This is a genomic window from Neptunomonas qingdaonensis (assembly GCF_900113275.1).
Taxonomy (GTDB): Bacteria; Pseudomonadota; Gammaproteobacteria; order Pseudomonadales; family Balneatricaceae; genus Neptunomonas; species Neptunomonas qingdaonensis.
In genome coordinates this window covers 1-18,055 of record NZ_FOOU01000011.1, presented here as the reverse complement: position 1 = coordinate 18,055, position 18,055 = coordinate 1, and the positions used below count along the sequence as shown (strand labels likewise).

The 18,055-nt window shown below is 44.9% G+C and carries 12 protein-coding genes; 2 read left to right on the top strand and 10 right to left on the bottom strand.

The window, feature by feature from the left end; genetic code table 11:
• Positions 1-487 precede the first annotated feature (487 nt).
• The 9 genes from BM099_RS14630 to BM099_RS14590 form a co-directional block, all read right to left on the bottom strand.
• Entirely contained in the window at positions 488-3,550 is a 3,063-nt protein-coding gene (locus BM099_RS14630; protein ID WP_090728877.1) for an AAA family ATPase, read from the bottom strand.
• Positions 3,547-4,695 carry an exonuclease SbcCD subunit D gene (locus BM099_RS14625; protein ID WP_090728876.1) on the bottom strand — a complete coding sequence of 383 codons (1,149 nt, stop codon included), beginning with the start codon at positions 4,693-4,695 and terminating at the stop codon, positions 3,547-3,549. Before BM099_RS14625 ends, BM099_RS14630 begins: the two co-directional genes overlap by 4 nt.
• A 364-nt stretch (positions 4,696-5,059) precedes the next feature.
• Entirely contained in the window at positions 5,060-5,626 is a 567-nt protein-coding gene (locus BM099_RS14620; protein WP_177201198.1) for a 4Fe-4S single cluster domain-containing protein, read from the bottom strand.
• Between the two features lies 1 nt (position 5,627).
• On the bottom strand, positions 5,628-6,137 hold the full coding sequence (locus BM099_RS14615) for a hypothetical protein (protein ID WP_090728874.1): 510 nt from the start codon (positions 6,135-6,137) through the stop codon (positions 5,628-5,630).
• 2 nt (positions 6,138-6,139) lie between these two features.
• A complete protein-coding gene (locus tag BM099_RS14610) occupies positions 6,140-6,346 on the bottom strand; it encodes a DUF2997 domain-containing protein (protein WP_090728873.1) in 207 nt (68 codons plus the stop codon).
• A gap of 2 nt (positions 6,347-6,348) precedes the next feature.
• Positions 6,349-8,499: a hypothetical protein gene (locus tag BM099_RS14605; RefSeq protein ID WP_090728872.1), complete on the bottom strand. Its 2,151-nt coding sequence runs from the start codon at positions 8,497-8,499 to the stop codon at positions 6,349-6,351.
• Positions 8,496-10,220 carry a hypothetical protein gene (locus BM099_RS14600; protein WP_090728871.1) on the bottom strand — a complete coding sequence of 575 codons (1,725 nt, stop codon included), beginning with the start codon at positions 10,218-10,220 and terminating at the stop codon, positions 8,496-8,498. The genes BM099_RS14605 and BM099_RS14600 overlap by 4 nt, the downstream gene beginning before the upstream one ends.
• Complete coding sequence (locus tag BM099_RS14595; RefSeq protein WP_177201197.1) at positions 10,217-13,318, bottom strand: DEAD/DEAH box helicase family protein; 3,102 nt, start codon at positions 13,316-13,318, stop codon at positions 10,217-10,219. Before BM099_RS14595 ends, BM099_RS14600 begins: the two co-directional genes overlap by 4 nt.
• 264 nt (positions 13,319-13,582) lie before the next feature.
• Positions 13,583-15,196 (bottom strand): AAA family ATPase, encoded by a 1,614-nt coding sequence (locus BM099_RS14590; RefSeq protein ID WP_090728869.1) that lies wholly within the window; start codon positions 15,194-15,196, stop codon positions 13,583-13,585.
• A gap of 781 nt (positions 15,197-15,977) precedes the next feature.
• Between BM099_RS14590 and BM099_RS14585 the strand changes: the two genes are divergently transcribed.
• Together BM099_RS14585 and BM099_RS14580 are read left to right on the top strand one after the other, a co-directional pair.
• Positions 15,978-16,289, top strand: a complete 312-nt coding sequence (locus BM099_RS14585) for a type II toxin-antitoxin system TacA family antitoxin (RefSeq protein WP_090728868.1) — start codon at positions 15,978-15,980, stop codon at positions 16,287-16,289.
• Positions 16,261-16,773 carry a GNAT family N-acetyltransferase gene (locus BM099_RS14580; protein WP_090728867.1) on the top strand — a complete coding sequence of 171 codons (513 nt, stop codon included), beginning with the start codon at positions 16,261-16,263 and terminating at the stop codon, positions 16,771-16,773. Before BM099_RS14585 ends, BM099_RS14580 begins: the two co-directional genes overlap by 29 nt.
• Before the next feature lie 43 nt (positions 16,774-16,816).
• Here the strand turns inward: BM099_RS14580 and BM099_RS14575 are convergent, their stop codons facing one another.
• Positions 16,817-17,395: a tyrosine-type recombinase/integrase gene (locus BM099_RS14575; RefSeq protein WP_198064019.1), complete on the bottom strand. Its 579-nt coding sequence runs from the start codon at positions 17,393-17,395 to the stop codon at positions 16,817-16,819.
• Between the last annotated feature and the right edge of the window lie 660 nt (positions 17,396-18,055).

The following is an 18,055-nucleotide window of genomic DNA, read 5'->3' as shown; positions in this document are numbered from 1 at the left end:
TTAAAAATGGGCATGCCACTGCGTGCAAGTCACTTCCGAGATATATGTACAGCCGGATAGGATAATTGCATACGCACCTTAATACTCCAAAATATTTGGCATCTACGCCGTACCACGACGCCTAAAAATCTCTATTAAACGCACCTATCTTGGATCATTAACGAGGATTGGATTCGACTGCCTGATAGCATCTAGACACTGCTGAAGCTCTTGAGGTATCCACTGAACATCGTCCGCTATCAATGAATTCAAGTACGTAAGTGATTCGTTAGGAAAACGTACACTTAACTCATTCATTAAACGCACCTTCCCTGAAATTTCGATAGCTCGATGCTGAAACCATCCCCCTACCAAGATTGAAAAGGTTATGAACCACTTCATGAACACTTAAAAATCGCCTCATACCTCGCTCCCTTAACTTAGCAAAACTCACCTGCCACTTCTTGCTGGATAATTTTTGCTGTGGGAGGTGTTATCTGTGTTTCATTTAGGCAACGGTACGTATGGAACTGCCATTGCGCGAACCAACCACGTCGATACGTTGGGCCATCTGTTCTTTAAGCTCTGATACGTGGGAAATAATGCCGATGGTACGTCCGGTGGATTGCAGATCGATCAGGGTATTGATCGCCAATTGCAGGGATTCCTGATCGAGGCTGCCAAAGCCTTCATCCACAAACAGGGTATCCAACTGGATGCCCCCAGAACGCTGCTGCACCACGTCGGACAAACCCAGCGCGAGTGCTAGCGACGCCATAAAGGATTCGCCACCCGACAGGGTCGCTACGGGGCGTGGCTTGCCGGAATGGGCGTCGTCAATTGCCAAGTCGAGCCCCGCGGTGGTATTGCGCTTTTGTTCGGCCTCGTTCTGGCGCACCAAGCTGTACTGCCCTTTGCTCATAATACGAAGACGTTGACTCGCAATACTAAGCACTGAATCGAGCAGATTCCCCAACACAAAGCGTTCCAAACTGACCCGTACCTTGCCGTTACCGGAAGCGGCCTTAGCCAGATTGCCAATCACCTCATATTCTTGACGCACCTGTTGCTGGTCCGCTTCTAGCTGCTGAATGCGTTCGTGAATACGATTAAGCAAGACGCATCGGTTGTTAGCTTCCGTCCAGGCGCTGTCTGCGGCTTCAAAGGCTGTCTGCGTCGCCTCGGCCTGTGCCTGCAACGTTGCTAGCTCCGGTAACTGTTTACCCTGTAGCTGTTGCGCTAGCAGTCCCAGCTCTGCGGTGAGTTCTTTGCGCTGATCGTCATAATGACTAACCTCTTGGCGCAGACGGGTAACTAAGGCGTCATCCAATCGGGCCGTCTCAAATTCCGCTTGGGTGGTGAAAGGGCTAGCATCCAAAGTCTGCTGCCATTCTTCGGTGCGTACGCGTAAACGATCGTTAAGTTCGATCAGGTTCTGCCCATGTCCCTTAATAGCCGCTTGTGCATTGGCCTGTGCGAGCTGCGCTGCATTTAACGCCGCCTCAGCCGCCTTATATGCTTTTTCCAACCGCTCAATCTCTGCACTAGTATCCTTGATCGCCTTTTCCAGTGCGTCAGTGCAACGGTACTGTTCCGGCAGGTTCGCTTCTGCCGTTTTTAAAGCACTTTCTGCCAGGGTTTTCTTCTGGTGCAGTTCTGGGAGTGTCTTTTGAATACCCGCTAATTCATCAGTCGTCACTTTGAACGCTGCTTCCTGCGTTTTCTGATCCTGCTTGCGCTGCGTAAGTGATTTCTCATCTTTATCGATCTGGTCGAGCTGAGATATGAGACTCGCGTGCGCCTGCTCCATATCACTCACGTGGCGCTGCGCATCATCACCCAATTGGGTAACTAAGTCTACAATAACAGTCTGTTTGGCTATCACTGCAGACTTATTGTTTTCAAGCTGCTTATCGGCTTCGTTACGGGCCGTGGCCGCGCGACTTTGTTCGCTGCGCGCCTGATCAACGCCATCCTGATCGATATCGCTGGCATCCTCAGAACGAGTAGCGAGTTGAGGATGATCTGCGCTACCGCAGACAGGACAAAGCTCATCTTCACCCAATTTTTCAGCCAACAGAGCCGCCTGATTTTTACGCAACAGCAGTTCTAGCCTATCGGCTTTTTCTTCAGCTTTCTGATATTCAACTAGACAATCGGTAAATGCTATTTGGGCTGTTTTTTCAGCGAGCTGTAATCGCTGGAGTTCGGTATTGGCTTGATCCAAATTCTTTCGCAACAGCAGTTGAGCCTTTGCGGAAAGTTGTTGCTCTGTAATCTGAGCTTTCTGGGCGGTGCTTTGTCCCAGCGCCTCTATTGATAGTTTGATCTGCTCTATCTCATGTTCTTTAGTAACGAGAGCGCTTTCCAATGCGGCGTGCTGTGTTTTAGCCTGTTCGAGTTTGGCATGGGCAGCGAGATCCGTAGTTTGCAATTGTTCATATTGACTGAGGATGCCTCGGTATCCATCCAGCTGTGTTTCACGCTGTTTTAGAATATCTCGCTGTTGGTAGGCGGTACCGGCGGCCGTCATCGCCTGTTCAGCTGCTTTTGTTTTGGCTAAGGCTTCAACTCCGGCACTCTTGGCCGTAGTAATATCGGTATTTTTCTGCTGTATATCCTTACCGGTCTCCTGCACCGAACGCCAGGTCGGAGCAATCACAGTAGCCTGTTCTGCACGTGTGTATTGCGTCCGTTTGACTTCGTTGTTGTCTCGCTCCATAACCAAGCGATTAAGCGCATCCTGCTTTTGCTTTTGCTGAGCGAACTGCAGCTGCAGATCGCTGGCCGCCTTGAGCTTATTATTTTCCTCTAGCCGGTGTTGATCCGCTTGAACTTTAGTCCTTGTGCACTCTCCCAACAGCCCATCGGATTCAATAATTGCTTCACCCAACGCCGCCTGATCGGTAACCTGAACCTCCAGCAAAGCCTCTTGTTTGTTCTCCTCAAACTTTTTGTGCTTTTTATCGATGTCACTCGCTCGGGCTGCCAGCAGCCTTTCTATCTCAGAAAAAATTTCGGTCTGGAACAGGGTTGAAAGAATGGTTTGTCGGTCCTTGGAATTGGCTAACAACAGTTCGCGAAACCGCCCTTGTGGCAAAACCATGACCTGCTTGAATTGACTGGCACTCAGGCCGATTGTTTTAACGATTTCTTTGTCAGCATCACTGACCTTTTTAGCAACTAACGTTTCCTCAGTGCCATCAGCAAGAACCTGACGTAGATGGGCGGAAGGTTTTTCTTCTGTTTCGCCTCCCCCTTTTTTTGCGGGACGCATCTGACTGGGTATCCGCTTAATGCGGTAGGTTTTTCCACGAATACTGAACTCAAGAGCTAGTTCCGTCAGAGTATCCGCATCAGCATGATCACATCGAAGCCCTAAATCCTTACGTTCCTTATCAGTTGTCTCTCCATAGAGGGCATAACAGATAGCATGTAGTATTGAAGATTTACCAGCTCCTGTGGGACCGTCAATCAGAAACAGAGGGTTCTCACCCAGATCAGCAAAATTGATGGTCTCTTTGCCTGCAAAGGGGCCAAACGCCTGAATCTCTAGTTTTTGCAATTTCATTCTTTGCCCTCCATAGCCGTACGTGCTTCCATAATGACTCCATGTAACAACACGGTTTGCGCGTCGGTCAGCTCCGTATCCATCACCTGCGTGAAAAAGTCGGCAAACACCTGATCTTCGCTGCGCTCGTTATCCACATTAGCGACAAGTTTACTACCACTGCTGATGGAAAATTGTGTCAGTTCCATCTGCAAGGTGTTGGGATAAACCAGACGTAACCGCCCGAGTGGGTCGAGCAAATCATGTTTATCGGTTAAGCGTGCCAAGATGTAATCTTCCGTCGCAGAATCGCTCTTCGCCTGCTGAATCAAATCCTCAAGCTCGCCTTCAATGACCCGCAGGTTGTGCTTTGGGGTCAGCTTAAGGTGCTGTTGTGAAACAAACCCTTTGTCGTTCAACTCAACCAGACAAACACCTTTGTTCTGTTGATGTTCGGAAAAGGAGTACTTCAACAGGGATCCACTGTAACGGATGTGTTCTTCCCCTTTGTATTGAGGCCCGTGCAGGTGCCCCAGCGCCACATAATCAAATGAAGTCAGTGGCTGGTAGGAAACTCGATCCGCACCGCCGATAGACAGCGGACGTTCTGAATCACTCTCTGTCGCCCCGTCTATAAAGCAGTGACTGATTAAAACCGCAGGAATACCTGGGGTTCTTGCCTGGCGTGCTATTTCTGCTAAATGTGTATGTGCCTCGTCATAGGTTTTTACTTCACATCCATACGCCTCACGCACCTCAACCGGATCGTGATACGGCAAACCAAAAAAGTGTACTGGGCCGCTATCCGTATCGACCTGCACCGGCTGAGCTACTTCGCGAATATCACCCAGGATGTGCAAACCTGCCTGGCGCATATATTGGGAACCAAAACGCAGCCGTTTAGCACTGTCGTGATTGCCTGAAATCATGATCACGGGAATCGATAGATCGCGGGTAAAATCTTCCAGAAAGACGTTTAGCGCATCCACAGCTTCGGCCGGAGGCACTGAGCGATCAAAGATATCTCCTGCAATCACCAGCGCATCGACATTGTGCTGAACGGCATAGTTTTTGATTTGCTTTAATACGTGAAGCTGATCATCCAGCAAGGATACGTTCTGAAATAACCGACCGATATGCCAGTCGGATGTGTGTATAAATCGCATAGATGGTTCATCCCTAAATATGGTTCATTACATTAGAACCCTCAGACTGTCCCGGCGGTCGGCCCTGTGGCTAGATACATGTTTTCGCTATAAATCACCATAGATGGTGCCATAACTTCTACTTTTATCCTTTTTTAAAAAAGGGAGGATTACCCACCCACTGCCTTAAGTATTGTCCTGCAAAGTAGTTACCTTCTGCATCACAGACTTTAATAACCCGCGAAACTTAGCATCGGTAATACAATAGTGTTCGCTGATTTTCCCCGAGGTAAACGAACCGACTTCAATCACTACAACTCATGACTAAGAACCAGTGATGGCAAACGACGAATTTAATCAATCAGAAAGCTTTTTGAAAATTCAATTAACTACTATCGGGATAACCCAACACTGTTACCCCAGCGTGCTCTGAGATAATAATTTCCATTTCATTGAGTTGAATAGCCTGTTGTTTTAACCGCGAGTTCACTGGATAGATAAGCTGCTGATTGCTTGAACCACGCCATTGCTGATAGGTGTCTCGTAAAGTCTCATCATAACGCCCCGCAATGATTAAATCTGCATGGTCACTGAGCGTATCCCATAACCCTTTTTGATCCAGCTCGCTAGGTTCATAGCCGGTATAAACCATGATAGATAACTCGGTTTGTTGGCGTAGAGTTTGTATTAGCCATTGTGTATTTGCAGCTTGCTGCATTGGCTCGCCACCTAGCAGGGTTATGCCGTCAATGTTTTTCGTATTGCAGATTCGCTGTAGCAATAACTCACGTTCGAGTAACTGCTTAGCCTTACTTGGCCACATGTCTTTATTCCAACAATTTCTGCAGGCCAACGAGCAACCTTGCAACCAAATAGTAAAGCGCTTACCAGGGCCATAAATATGCGTACATGGCTCTATGTGAGCAATATTAAACTGAGTGCCAAAATCCATATTAAACGGACCTTGTACACACAAGCTGGATATTGCCATTCACGTATTTTTCTTTCACTAAATAACCCTTTGCCTTAGCTTCTGCTATTACTTTTCGACGTGTAGTCTCTACCCTTGCGACACGCTCTTCTTCTAGCTTCTCGCGTTCTATAGCTGCTAAATGTTTTAAATTAATTTGGTATTGAACTGCATACTCATTTTCTAATTCTTGTAAAAAGCTAGCGACAGGTTTGTAATTTTTACTGGTATATTGCTTTGAAATAATTTGAGCATGTATTTCATCAGAATCATGATTTAATAGGAAAGTATGATTAACTTTCCGAAAATACTGGCGCCCCCAATAATCATTCCGATTAGTCAGAATATCACCAACAAGCAGCCCTCCCCGTTGGCGATATTGATTTAAGTTAAGTTCCGTAATCAAAACCGGCTCATAACCGAGCTCAGAAAGTGCGCTCAACAATACCGTTTGTACAACAAATGGGGTAGTCGTTTTTATCACTGCACTCATTTTCAACCCCTCTTATTACTAACAAGGTTACTGTGTTGAACGGTCGCTTGCTGGTAATACTCATCCGTTGTTTTCACACTGACAACATTGAAACCTTGATCCATTAACTCTGCTACGGCGTCTATACAAGTATCACCTTTAAAACCATGGGTTTTTGCTGTCAGTTTACCATTCCCATCAATGGTCAAAATAATTTGCTGTTCTGCCATGACTACCCCCTATTTCCTGGTGCACAGAGTTTAGCTTTCAAACGCTCCGCATCAACTTGTGCATCTTGAAACTGTGAAACATCAACCACTACAAGATAGCGTTGATTTCCCTCTCGCATGAGTTGTAAACCGTTTTGAGGGAGTTGTTCTGTCGGCCAATTGATCTCCAAATCTTTATTTTCTTCTAACCTGAGCTGCTGGCTCAGGTGATCTTGTGATACAACCGGGGCAATAAAATAATTGCCATAGGCTAGAAGCTGCTCTCGTGCGTTAGTCAGCTGTTTTTCGGCATCCATCAAACGCGCATCTAGTTCATTTAGCTTACCCCTAAGCTCATTATTTTTCTTTTTCGTTCGAATAAACACCTGATGTAGTGATGGGAAATTCTTACGTTTCACTTTGTTTGCAAAAAACTTTTCAAGCTCTACTTGCGACAGATCGCTGGGTAACTTTGTTCGTTCCGCTTCTACAAGGCTACTGACAAGCTGTTCTAGTTCTAACAGAGCCGCTTGCTCATTTTGAGTCTGTTGTTCAACTAGCTGTAATGCATGCTTATCTATATTCGATTTAGATGTACCGACTTGAGTTTCAGCATCTAGAACCGTTTGGTTGAGTTTTATCTTCTTCTCATTCCACTTTCTTTGTGCTTCTGCATTGCTGATTTCTTGTTCTGTTCGCTGCTTGTTATTAGCAATTGCTATGGCTATACCTTGTAATGCTTGCAGTTTTTCAGATCGCTCAGCATGTGTAGCGTGTAAACAGTCCCATTCAGCAAAAGCCTCAAGTTGTTGTTTCAGCTTTTTATTCTGTTGCTTTTGGCCTAAAACGAACTGCCCTATAAACTGGCGTATTAACTCAGCTACACTACTTTGCTGTTGCTCAAGATTAGCTAGCTTAGCGAGTTGTTCATCTACGATCTTTTTCCATTGGTTTTGCGCTAAGCTCCACTGCCTATGTAGAGCATCTTCTTTAGCAGAGTCAGGAAAATAAGGAGGATGACGCTCCACTGTATATTGAATAACTGACGCTAATTGCTCCTTTATCCACCCGGTTTGCTCCTTAGCTAACACTTTGATATCCGTATTAAAGAAATCATCAAAACAGTGTGTATAAATAGGAGAAATAACGCGCTCCCGATGCTCCTTACAAATAAAGGATTGCTTAATATCGGCGGCAAATTTGACTGTTCTACTTTGCAGCTGGCCTATGTTCGATTTTTTATCTAGCTGCCACTTGGCCTGCCGGTAATTGAAATATACCCATAGATCAATATCTGTTACCTGTTGATCATTAAGCTGCAACGCCCAATTGCTTTGTGCTGTATTAACGCTTTGAGGCAACAACCAGTAAGTTTGCTTCACCTGAACTAAGTTCGGCAGGCTTTTCTCCGTCAATGAGACTTGACCTTGTTGCTCAATGACTTTCTCAGCCAGTGCGGACTGATCTACTGACAGTAAGGCAAAGGAACGGCTATCACTTTTGGGGCTCAGTTGCTGTAATAATTTATCGTCGGAACTGACTAACGTATTAAAAGCACTGTAGGGTTCAATATCGAAATAACGGTTAAGACCATTTTTACTTTGATAGCTATGATTAACGACTATAGAGCTATTGATAGACTGAGCTTTTTTGGTGCTGTTTATGCTAAATTCTTTATCACATTCCTGCCAAAATAAATGACAGAAACTACGATAGCTATCATCGACTTGCCGTTTATCGAGCAAGATTTGATAGGCCTCATCAGTCAATGCCCCTGTTAGCAAACATCCAGATTTTTGTAACGTATTTTGGTCACGAATAATCAAGGCGCCTTGCTGCCTTGTACCTGTGCGCAGTAAGCACCGAGACTGCAATTGATCAATAGCGCTAGTATTACTATGCTCTGTACCCAAACATAAAAATACGCGTAAGCCTTGGTCCGCTTTACGTTGTAAAGCATTGATCACCTGTTGGTTATCTAATATATCCATCGCAAGCAGTAGAGTACTCCTTGCTTGTTGAATAAAGTCGATAAGTGCATCTACTTTAAAAGGCTTAAACCAGTCATAATTCATTGGCTCTATGTCATTATTCGTATCAACAAAGACTAATGGCAAAGGCTGCTGACGGTAATCAATTTCAAAGATTTCTTGTTTTTTAGCAATTAGGCTCATAGTGCAGCCTCCTCAGAAAAAGTCTCAATAAATACTTTCAGATATTCAGGAAGATTAGACTTCACGATAGGGGTAAAGCTGGGATGGCCCTTTACTTGCCAATCATTTGCATTTTCCTCTGCAAAATCCAAGCCTGTACTCAGCTTCCAAGCATGTATATTTCGTGCGGTTTGAAATATCCAATAACGATCATGATTTTCTGGGCGCTTGTGTTCAAAAAACTCAAACTGCCAGTTCTCTGGAAGCGACTGATTATTCTGATTTTTTGAAGTAAATAACACACCTGAATCACAGCGAGTGGAACTAAATAACCTAAACAACAAACGCTTTTGCAAGTTCGTTTGATAATAACGATCAGAAATGATCAGCCGTTCAATACTTTCGCCACCCGTTAAATGCGATACCACGTCGGTGAAGCTAAAGCAGTCGCCTTCAGATAAATGTAATGGTAGCGCTGAACCTTTCGCCTGATCTGGCACTAGGTCAATGCTGGCTGCAGCATGCCAAAAAGCCCTGGTTTTACCATTTTTTTGTAATAATTGCAGAATGCTGTGCTGGGTGAGTGGCGCAATATCATAATCAATAACAGCTTTGTTTTTCAGCCAGCGTTGTTGAGCGCTATCTGCATCCAAAGGCGTCACATGGTCATGATCGTAAAAGTGCTTTACCCATGCCTCCTGCCAATAGATTTCAGTTCCTTGTAACGGCTGTATTGCTAATTTTGAAACCTGTTTAACACTGAACTTACCGAGCGTTTGAGTGGCAAGTTCGCTAGTAGGTAGCTCAGAAAGGGTAAATTGATCCAAGCTGTTATAGTTATTAATTAAATCTTGCAAAGGCAGTTGCAGCAACTTGGTTTTTTCATTCCATTCACCGTTCAGGACAGACGCGACCACTTTTTTCAAATGGGTATTCTGCTCAGCTCTAGCGGAGAATGTAAGTTTCAATGTACATTCAATATTTGCAACACTGTTCCGTTGATTTTTGCTTTGTTGTTGAATACTCAACTGTCCATTGATTGAGATGTCGCTGCATCTATCACTTAACCCCCAGATTAATGTCGCTTGGCTTTTGTTGATGTGCTGACATACCACCTCAACATCTAATATTTCCCCAACAAGATCATCCTGTTGTTGGCTGAGACCGTTATAAGCTTTGCAGCTGAATTGTTCCTTACAAACATATCTAAGACGGTGGACATCTTCTTTATTATGCAAAATTTTATACCTATCCAGCGTAGTGTTTGACGAAAAGGCATTGATACGCTGGATAAGCAACGGTCTATCAGCAATGAGCGGATCTTCGTGACAATACCAAATGTGGTACAGACCACGCTCAATAGTAGGTAGTTGCTTTGTTGTAATGACCTGTCGGCCTAATTCCGTCAACTCACCCTCTTCTGAAATTACATCTAATTTCTTCAAGTATGCCGATAATCGTGGCGGTAGTTGAGGCTCCTCTTGTTTTAATAACATCGCAATATCTGGCCTGTCCTGCATGACTTTCAACGTGGCAATGACGGGGTAACAAGTAAGCAATAGAGGCCTGCTAAGAACTAAATAATCACGATTATCAAGAAGCACAGACTTGTTTTTCTGTTTAGGGATCTGTTCAGGCGTTTTCGTCTTTTCGCTACCAGCTGTTTTTCTTTCAGAGAGGCGATGCTGTTCTCCGATTGATATTTTGAAGTCACCCAAACTTTTGACTGCGTCCTTCTTCATTTTAATGTCCCTTTCATCACTGCACTTCCAGCAGCCAATTTATGTAGCTCATCTGTTTTTGATTTTTCAGCAAAATAATGATGGCAACCGATTATTACTAGCTGGTATCTCGCTCGAGTAATAGCCACATTAAGCCGATTGGGTGAGTCCAAAAAACCATCGCGCTGGTTGTTTACCATCGATAACATCACAAGGTCCGCCTCTTGACCTTGGAAGTAATCGACTGTGGCCAGTTTGATACTGACGCCTAAATACTCAAAACGAGCATAGTGGCTTTGATTGCCCGGAAGTTTTTTAAGGGCTTCCCTTAACCCTTTTTCTTGCCCTTTGTAAAAGGTCAAGATAGCCACACTATAAGATTCGTTGTCACAATTTTTTTTGTCTTTAGCCCAGTCGCAAAACGCCTGTAGCTCTTCTATAACAGCATTGATTTCAGCTGTGTTGTGATTACCCTGCACTCGCGCTTTTGATTGATTACCCTGAACATCTAACCAAATGTTATGGTTTGAATAGCGGTTGTATTGCCATAGCCGCTTAGCTTCAACGCGGTTGCCATCTTTTAGTGAGTTACCTCCATAAAACTGTTGGCTAGGAAAACGTGAAATATCTGGATGCATCCGATGCTGATAGGTCAAGGTAGTATGTCGAGCCGTTTTTTCCCTGTCGTCAAAACCCTGGTTAATCGTATTGGGAGTGTCGTTTTTCCGCTTTTCTATACCGGAACCCGCTAACGCTTCTAACACAGAGGGGAACGCAATATTCTGCAATGAGAATACCCTACCTTCGACTTGCTCAGATTTAGGTATCAAGCGCTCAACGGTAGTTTTATAATTTTTTGTCTTCTTAACAAATCCTTGCGATAAGCGGAGCCAGTAAAGGCGTTCCAATCGCCAACAAACTTCATCGGCCCAACCGGAGGTTTGTAGCCGCTCATAAATAATTTTATGGATTTCACTAGCGTGACCGTATTTCTGTTGTTTTTGCTTAATGTGTTGTTTTTGCGCAAAGTGTTGCTGATGTGCGAACGCCTGCGCTTGGCTTGACCAATTTCCATCAAGAACAATAGCGTCTGCTGGGAGCAGTGTTTGTATTTCTTGATAACAGATTTCTTCTATAAAACAGAGATTGTGTTGCCACAGTGCCATTGAATTCAATTTGAGCTGAGCGGGGTCCACACCGTACTGCTTGCTAACAATCAGCACTTGCTCTAAACCTTGCTGATGCAACCCCATTCTTCGCACTTTAATCTCAGCACTCAGTGCCTTAGCCACAGAAGATGAGACAACTTTGATCAACTGTTTGTTATAGGGCTTATGTGCATCGCCACGTAACTCTTCTAACAAGAAACAAGCCTCTTGCAGAGATCTATTGAGGGTAGTATCCGGGGTGTTTTTATAACCCGGTTTCAATAATAAATTTTCTAAGTTAGCGACGATTTGCTCACGATCAGTAAAAGGTGATAATTGACGAATATCGCCTACTAAAATGTGTTTGGCGGCATAGCGTGCTGGAACCAAAAACTCTTGCAACGGCGTTTTACTACATTCATCAATAATCATCACATCAAAGGACGCTTTATGCTTATCGATATCAACATCGTTGTCATTAAATAAGCGCATGATACCTATCGTCGTACCACACACCAGGTTGGCACTATCTACCAGCAGTTGCTTACTGAGTGGGGCGTTTAGCTCCAAATCTAATGCTTGCAGTTGATTATCAAATTGATAATGTTTAACACCTAGCGCAGTGCTTTCACTACCAATACGAAGAGCAAAGACTTCTCCTTGCAGGTCATTACTATCTATCCGTTCTAGCACATTGTTTATTGCCGCATGTGTAGATGCTGTTAGCAAAATGCGCTTACCTTGACGAACTAACTGGACAATTAATTCAAGAATGGCGGTAGTTTTACCCGTTCCGGGAGGTCCGTCTAAAACAGCAAAGTCAGGTGCCGCGAGGGCTTTACATACAAACTCACGTTGCTCAGCACAGCCATCAAAACCAATATCCGTAAGCACTTGCCATTGAGTTTCATTTAATTGCGCAGCTAAAAATTCGGGCCAGTGTTGTTTCTTTCTATCGACAAATAATGACACTAGACCATTTTGGTATGGGTTTGGTGCCCGTATTAACTCGTCGATGGCATCTTGCTGCCTCTTAAGTTGTAAAGTATCGGCTTTTGCTTTTATTTGACTGTGACTGGGATAAACCGATTGCCTATTCGGCGGACGTGATGCGGCCAACAACAATTGCCGTTCTTCATTACGAGTTTTAAGGATACGGTACGCAACACTCATGTTTTTTTTATTAGCATCCAAAATTACAGCATTGTCGCTAAAAAAGTAATCGAGTGCAGATTTACCTGAGCCATCATCCTCATTAGATTCTAATAGTTGTATCCATTTTTCTTTAATTTCTTGTTTTTCTATATTGAGTATTAAATTTGGATGCGTCAATAAAGAGATATTAGCAAGCTGAGATGCTGTGCTTGTTTGGGCCGAGAGTTTTAGCGTTTTACCTTCCCGACTCAGTTGCCAGTGTTCAGGTTTCAGGGGTTGATGCTTAAACAGTAATTGCGATAGCAGCACATCAGAGAATACTTGCTCGGTAATATCCTTGAGTTCACAGTCGTGCAATCCCTGCACCTTGTCTTTGCAATACAGAAACCAATGATTACCGCTTTGTTGATGAGAATACGGACTAAGTGCGTGCTGCTCAAACTGGCTGACGATCTCGAAATCTATAGCTTGGCCATCAACAAGTATTTTGGCATCATCACTTTCAACCACTCCTGTAATCGTCAGTAATGACTGTTGGTACTTTTTGATGACGTGCCGAACACCATTAATGGTCAGTTCACTATTATCAGTGAAGTTTGGCATGAGAGGCGATATTTTAAGTTGGTAACCAAGCCATGAAATGAGTTCGGTCGAATCAATATCTTTAAGCTGAATTTCGTGCCGGTTATCTCGTAGTCGATAATCATCACTATTGAGATCAATAGTCCGACGATACTTTCCTTTACCAATGATAACAGGCTCAGCAGTATCTGATTCAAAGTCGCTGTCTAATGGAGTACCGTCATCTTCACTCACTAGCTGATACCAATCCTGATCTCTGGATATAAGCTGCATAGTCGTAAGCGGTATTAGCTCAAAAACCCTATTTTTACAGTTAATGAAGTAGTTGCTATTACTTACAGGCTGCCACTCGCAGATAATTTCTTTGTCTCGAAAAGCATTGATGCTATTTTTGATATAGTGTCGAAAAGGCATTAACCCATCGCGTGTAGCAGCACGCAATGCCTCTCCACTATGCTGTTTAGTCGCTAGTGCTTCAAAGAATGGATTGGCCATGGGTTAACTTCCAATAAATGGATTTTCGAATTCAGATTTAAGGCGTGGTTTATCGTCAGAACTAGTAAGCTCTAACCTTTCCGGCTCTGCACTGCTGGCAGGTACAGCACGACCCTTTGCCCATTTTCTTGTGGTATCGATAAGTTCGTGCATAGTTTTAGACAAAGGACTGGTATTAAGGATAGCGCCGCTAATATGCTCTGCTGTTAAATCAACGCCTTCATCAAAGGCAACAAACATAGATTCTTTAATAGCCTCCTCCAACTCCGCACCAGTGAAGCCCTGACTTTTTGTGGCTAGTTTCCCAATTTCTTGCTCAGTAAACTCATCAACGCGGTTACGATTACGCAAATGAATTTGAATAATCTCTTGGCGGTCGTTTAAGCCTGGCAGGTCAACAAAAAATATTTCATCAACTCGACCTTTACGTAATAACTCAGGTGGCAGTTGTGAAATATTATTGGCTGTTGCAACCACAAACACTGGCTTTTCTTTTTCTTGCATCCAAGTCAAAAAGCTACCAAGCACCCTCGCAGTTGTACCGCCATCTGAACTACCGGAGCTTTGCATACCGGACAAACCCTTTTCTATCTCATCTACCCAAAGAATACTGGGTGATAATGCTTCTGCGAGCTGCAGAGCTTGACGCATGTTGGCTTCGGATTGCCCTACGATACCGCCATATATTCGCCCCATATCCAAACGTAAAAGTGGCAATTGCCAAGCATTGGCAACCGCTTTTGCTGCAAGGCTTTTTCCTGTACCTGGCAAGCCAAGCAATAACACGCCTCGTGGATATTCTAAGCCGAAATCTTTCGCATTTTGAGTAAATGCTTTACGACGTCGGTTTAGCCACGCTTTTAGATTGTCTAGTCCACCAATATCGTCGAGCTTCGCAGTTGGATGAAAATATTCTAAATGCCCATTCTTACGAATAATTTGCTCTTTTTCTTCCACAATAAACGGGATTTCTGCTTCAGTAATGCGTTTCTTTTCACATGCAGCTTTGGCAAAGGCTAATTGAGCTTCGCTAGTAGACAAACCCAGAGCCGAATTAAGCAATTCATTACTTGGCTGAAAATCTCGCTCTTCAACGTCAAATCGCTGCTTAGCTTGCTCGGCCAATTTTCGTAATTCACTTATCCCAGGTAATGGCATTTCCAATACTTGAACGTCTTTTTCCAGCTCAACAGGTAAATAAGGGATCGGTTGCGACATAACGATAGTCGTGTTTTCAATACCCCTGCCTGCCATTGCTATGGCAAAGCTGCGTAAGCGATTAATTAGCTGATATTCGGATTCAATTAGATTTGGATGAAAATCTTCGAGCAGCACAAGACTGTTAGCAACAGGATGTAATAGTTCGTCATCATCTTCCATCTCACCATTGAGCCAACTTAGTACTACATGCGGTTGCTTGGTCGCTTCAGGAAGTATTGGCTCTAGATTTTGCATATTTCGTAGGCCATTTGTACGATCCCAAATAAAAGCCTGTCGATTAGTGACTTCTGCCGCTCGTAAAATTTCAGCGCGAATTCTTAATGTATCATGGCTAATGACCTGAATGATTGGTGCACCAGCTCGGATATTGAGAGCAAGTTGCTTTGAAAACTCCATGTAAAAACCCTGTATTCAGATAATAAAAACGGCACTAGTGGTTGAACAAAAATAAGTAGTAACCTGATGATAATGGTAAGTTTATTTCCGTAAAAACCACATAATCATAGGAAACAATAGCAGACACATGACCTTTTTGTTTGTACTCAGCTAAGTATTTTTCTTTGCCCTCTATGCCAGCATAGTTGTCGCGCCATCGTTTGGTTAAATACAAACGAGCGCCGGTCGGCGAGAACAGGCGAATTTCCTTGACGATGGCCTGTAGGGGGAGGCCCTGGTTGGCGTGTCACGGTGCGGATGGTGAGGTAGTGTTTGATATGTCATCTCAAGCCCCTCGCGCCTGGGTGGTGATCGAGGTGACGCAGCGATCACCGCGGCGCTGACGGGTCGCTCCGTCCAGGCCGCACAGTGCCGCGACCCATGCGGTGACACAGACTCTCGGCAGTGTGTTTCATAGCAGAGAGGGATCATCTGGCCGGAGTGAATAGCTCATATATCTATGTCCGAATAATTGTACTCCCCCCTTCTTTTGATATCCCCCGAGAATTGAGGGACCTATAAGCCTAGCCCATGACCCTAAGCTCCCATTAACAGACAAATCCAAGACGAGTGTTTCTGAACCGAAACTGCCGGCGTGTGCCGTTATGACATACGTATTGGCAGAACAAACTATTGTATGCCATAATGGCAACAACACTAGATGTGTCATCTCAAAAGATGAAACTCAGCGTTCGCCACTGATGGCGTAAAACTAGAAGAAAGAACCAAGAGGAAGACCACAATGACCACAGTAGCACCAAAAGATACACGGCTTGTAGCGCGTGTTCCGCAGGATGTTCAGGAATTTGTAAAAAATGCTGCGGACCTATCCGGCGCTACACTCTCTCAATTTATTGTCGAAGCTGTTACAGCCAAAGCTCGTGCAATCGTTGAGAGTGAAAAAAATATTCGTCTCACGCTCGCTGGGGCAGAAGCTGTTTTTTATGCACTGGATAATCCGCCACCTATTAACGATGCACTACTAAGTGCAGCACAACGCTTTAAAAAGCAAGGTGGATTTAAATATGCTAGTCACGGAAATACTCAATCCTAAAAAACATGACCGTAATGGTTTTGATTGTGGCGTAGAAGCATTAAATAAATTTATATCCAAACAGGCTAACCAGTCGAGTAGTCGCTCACTGACAAAAACCTTTGTCTTAATAGAAACCGATAATCCATCTAGGATTATTGGTTTCTATACGCTTGCTTATGCCAGCGTAAGCGCCCCTCAAGGCTTTTCGCCGCTGAAAAACTATCCTCACCCCGCGCCTGCACTCAAGTTGACGCGTATGGCTGTACACGTAGACTCTCGTGGTAATAAGTTCGGGGAACAAATGTTATTAGATGTAATTAATAAAACCGCCATGACGGCTAATGCTGATAACCCTGCCGCTGTCATTGGGCTGTTTGTTGATCCTAAGCATCAAGCGATCGACTTCTATAAAAAATATGGATTCATCGATGCAGCATCAGATCAAGGCGAACTGCTTTATATACCGATTCAACATTGCATAACATTATCAGCAGACCCTTAATGCCGGTTTCGATATGATTTCAGGGGCTTGAAGTCTCTATCCACTATTCATCCCAGGCCGCTAAAAATAAATTCCGTTCCTCGTCACCTGTTGCGCGTAAATACACCTCGGTGGTCTTGGTTGAACTGTGCCCCATCGCTTTAGCCAACAAGTGAATCGGGACCGGTCTCGCGGCTGTCATCATGGCGACCCCATAAGCATGACGCAGCCCTTTGCCGGTCGCTTGATCTCCGTGAATACCGGCGCGGGCCATTACCCTCTTGACCAGACGATAGGCGGTGGAACGGCTCATCGTCCAGAGCGGCGTGTGTAACGTGTCCGGGTCTTTTTGCAACCGACGAATCCCAAAGACGCGATCCAGTCTCTTCAGTAAAGGCCACGAGACCGGTACCGCCCGATATTCGGGCAATTTTTCACGCCCCCGCCGGTCGTGACGGCGTTTTTTGAAGGTCCGGAAGACGATGAGGCCTTCGCTCCATAATACCCGTTGGGCGCTGGTTTCGCGTGCTTCCGAAGGACGGCAGCCGGTATCGTGCAGCAGCTGGCAAAACAGGGCCCGCGCGGGCGACTCGTCCTGGACCGCGCGTAAGTAAGCGTGGCGCTCGGCTTTGGTTAAATACAAGCGCGCCGGTCGGTGAGAACAGGCGCATTTCCTGGACGATGCCCTGTTGGGGGGTGTCCCTTGCTGGCGTGTCACGGTGCGGAGGGTGGTGCGGTAGTGTGTGATGCGTCATCTCAAGCCCCTGGCGCCGGGGTGGCTGTCGGAAGTGCGGCGAAGAGAAAAGCGCGGCGCTGACGGGTCTCTCCTCCCCTGCCACGATTCTACTCGACAACTGCGGTGACACAGACTTACTGACATATGGTATCAGGCATTTCAGGCCAATAAACGCTTGAAAGACGGCGGGAAAGTGTCGATAGAACTAGTGGCGATTCAGGCATCAGGAATTCCAAGCATAAAAATGTATGGTTCCCCTCATGATTGCAACACAGATTTGTGATCATGAGGTGGTTTTGCGCTAATGTATTCGGAGTCTTTAATTAGGAATGTGTTATTCCCGCTCCACGATGAGCATCCGCGCCAGATAGCCCTTAAAAAGCCGGCAGCTTTTCACAGCTGTTTTTTATGACAGGTTTGCCACCCGGACGGTCAACCGTTTTCATCATCACGCTCTATTATTGCAAACCCGATTAAACCTGTTGTGCCTGATAAGGCTCATTCTTACTTAAAACAGCATAGGCTATCCGCGACAACTTGTTCGCCAGTGCAATGCATACCACATTA

Bases quoted from the DNA above. Each gene is read 5' to 3' on its own strand.
- BM099_RS14630 (WP_090728877.1), bottom strand. From the start codon at position 3,550: ATGAAATTGCAAAAACTAGAGATTCAGGCGTTTGGCCCCTTTGCAGGC.
- BM099_RS14625 (WP_090728876.1), bottom strand. From the start codon at position 4,695: ATGCGATTTATACACACATCCGACTGGCATATCGGTCGGTTATTTCAG.
- BM099_RS14620 (WP_177201198.1), bottom strand. From the start codon at position 5,626: ATGGATTTTGGCACTCAGTTTAATATTGCTCACATAGAGCCATGTACG.
- BM099_RS14615 (WP_090728874.1), bottom strand. From the start codon at position 6,137: ATGAGTGCAGTGATAAAAACGACTACCCCATTTGTTGTACAAACGGTA.
- BM099_RS14610 (WP_090728873.1), bottom strand. From the start codon at position 6,346: ATGGCAGAACAGCAAATTATTTTGACCATTGATGGGAATGGTAAACTG.
- BM099_RS14605 (WP_090728872.1), bottom strand. From the start codon at position 8,499: ATGAGCCTAATTGCTAAAAAACAAGAAATCTTTGAAATTGATTACCGT.
- BM099_RS14600 (WP_090728871.1), bottom strand. From the start codon at position 10,220: ATGAAGAAGGACGCAGTCAAAAGTTTGGGTGACTTCAAAATATCAATC.
- BM099_RS14590 (WP_090728869.1), bottom strand. From the start codon at position 15,196: ATGGAGTTTTCAAAGCAACTTGCTCTCAATATCCGAGCTGGTGCACCA.
- BM099_RS14585 (WP_090728868.1), top strand. From the start codon at position 15,978: ATGACCACAGTAGCACCAAAAGATACACGGCTTGTAGCGCGTGTTCCG.
- BM099_RS14580 (WP_090728867.1), top strand. From the start codon at position 16,261: ATGCTAGTCACGGAAATACTCAATCCTAAAAAACATGACCGTAATGGT.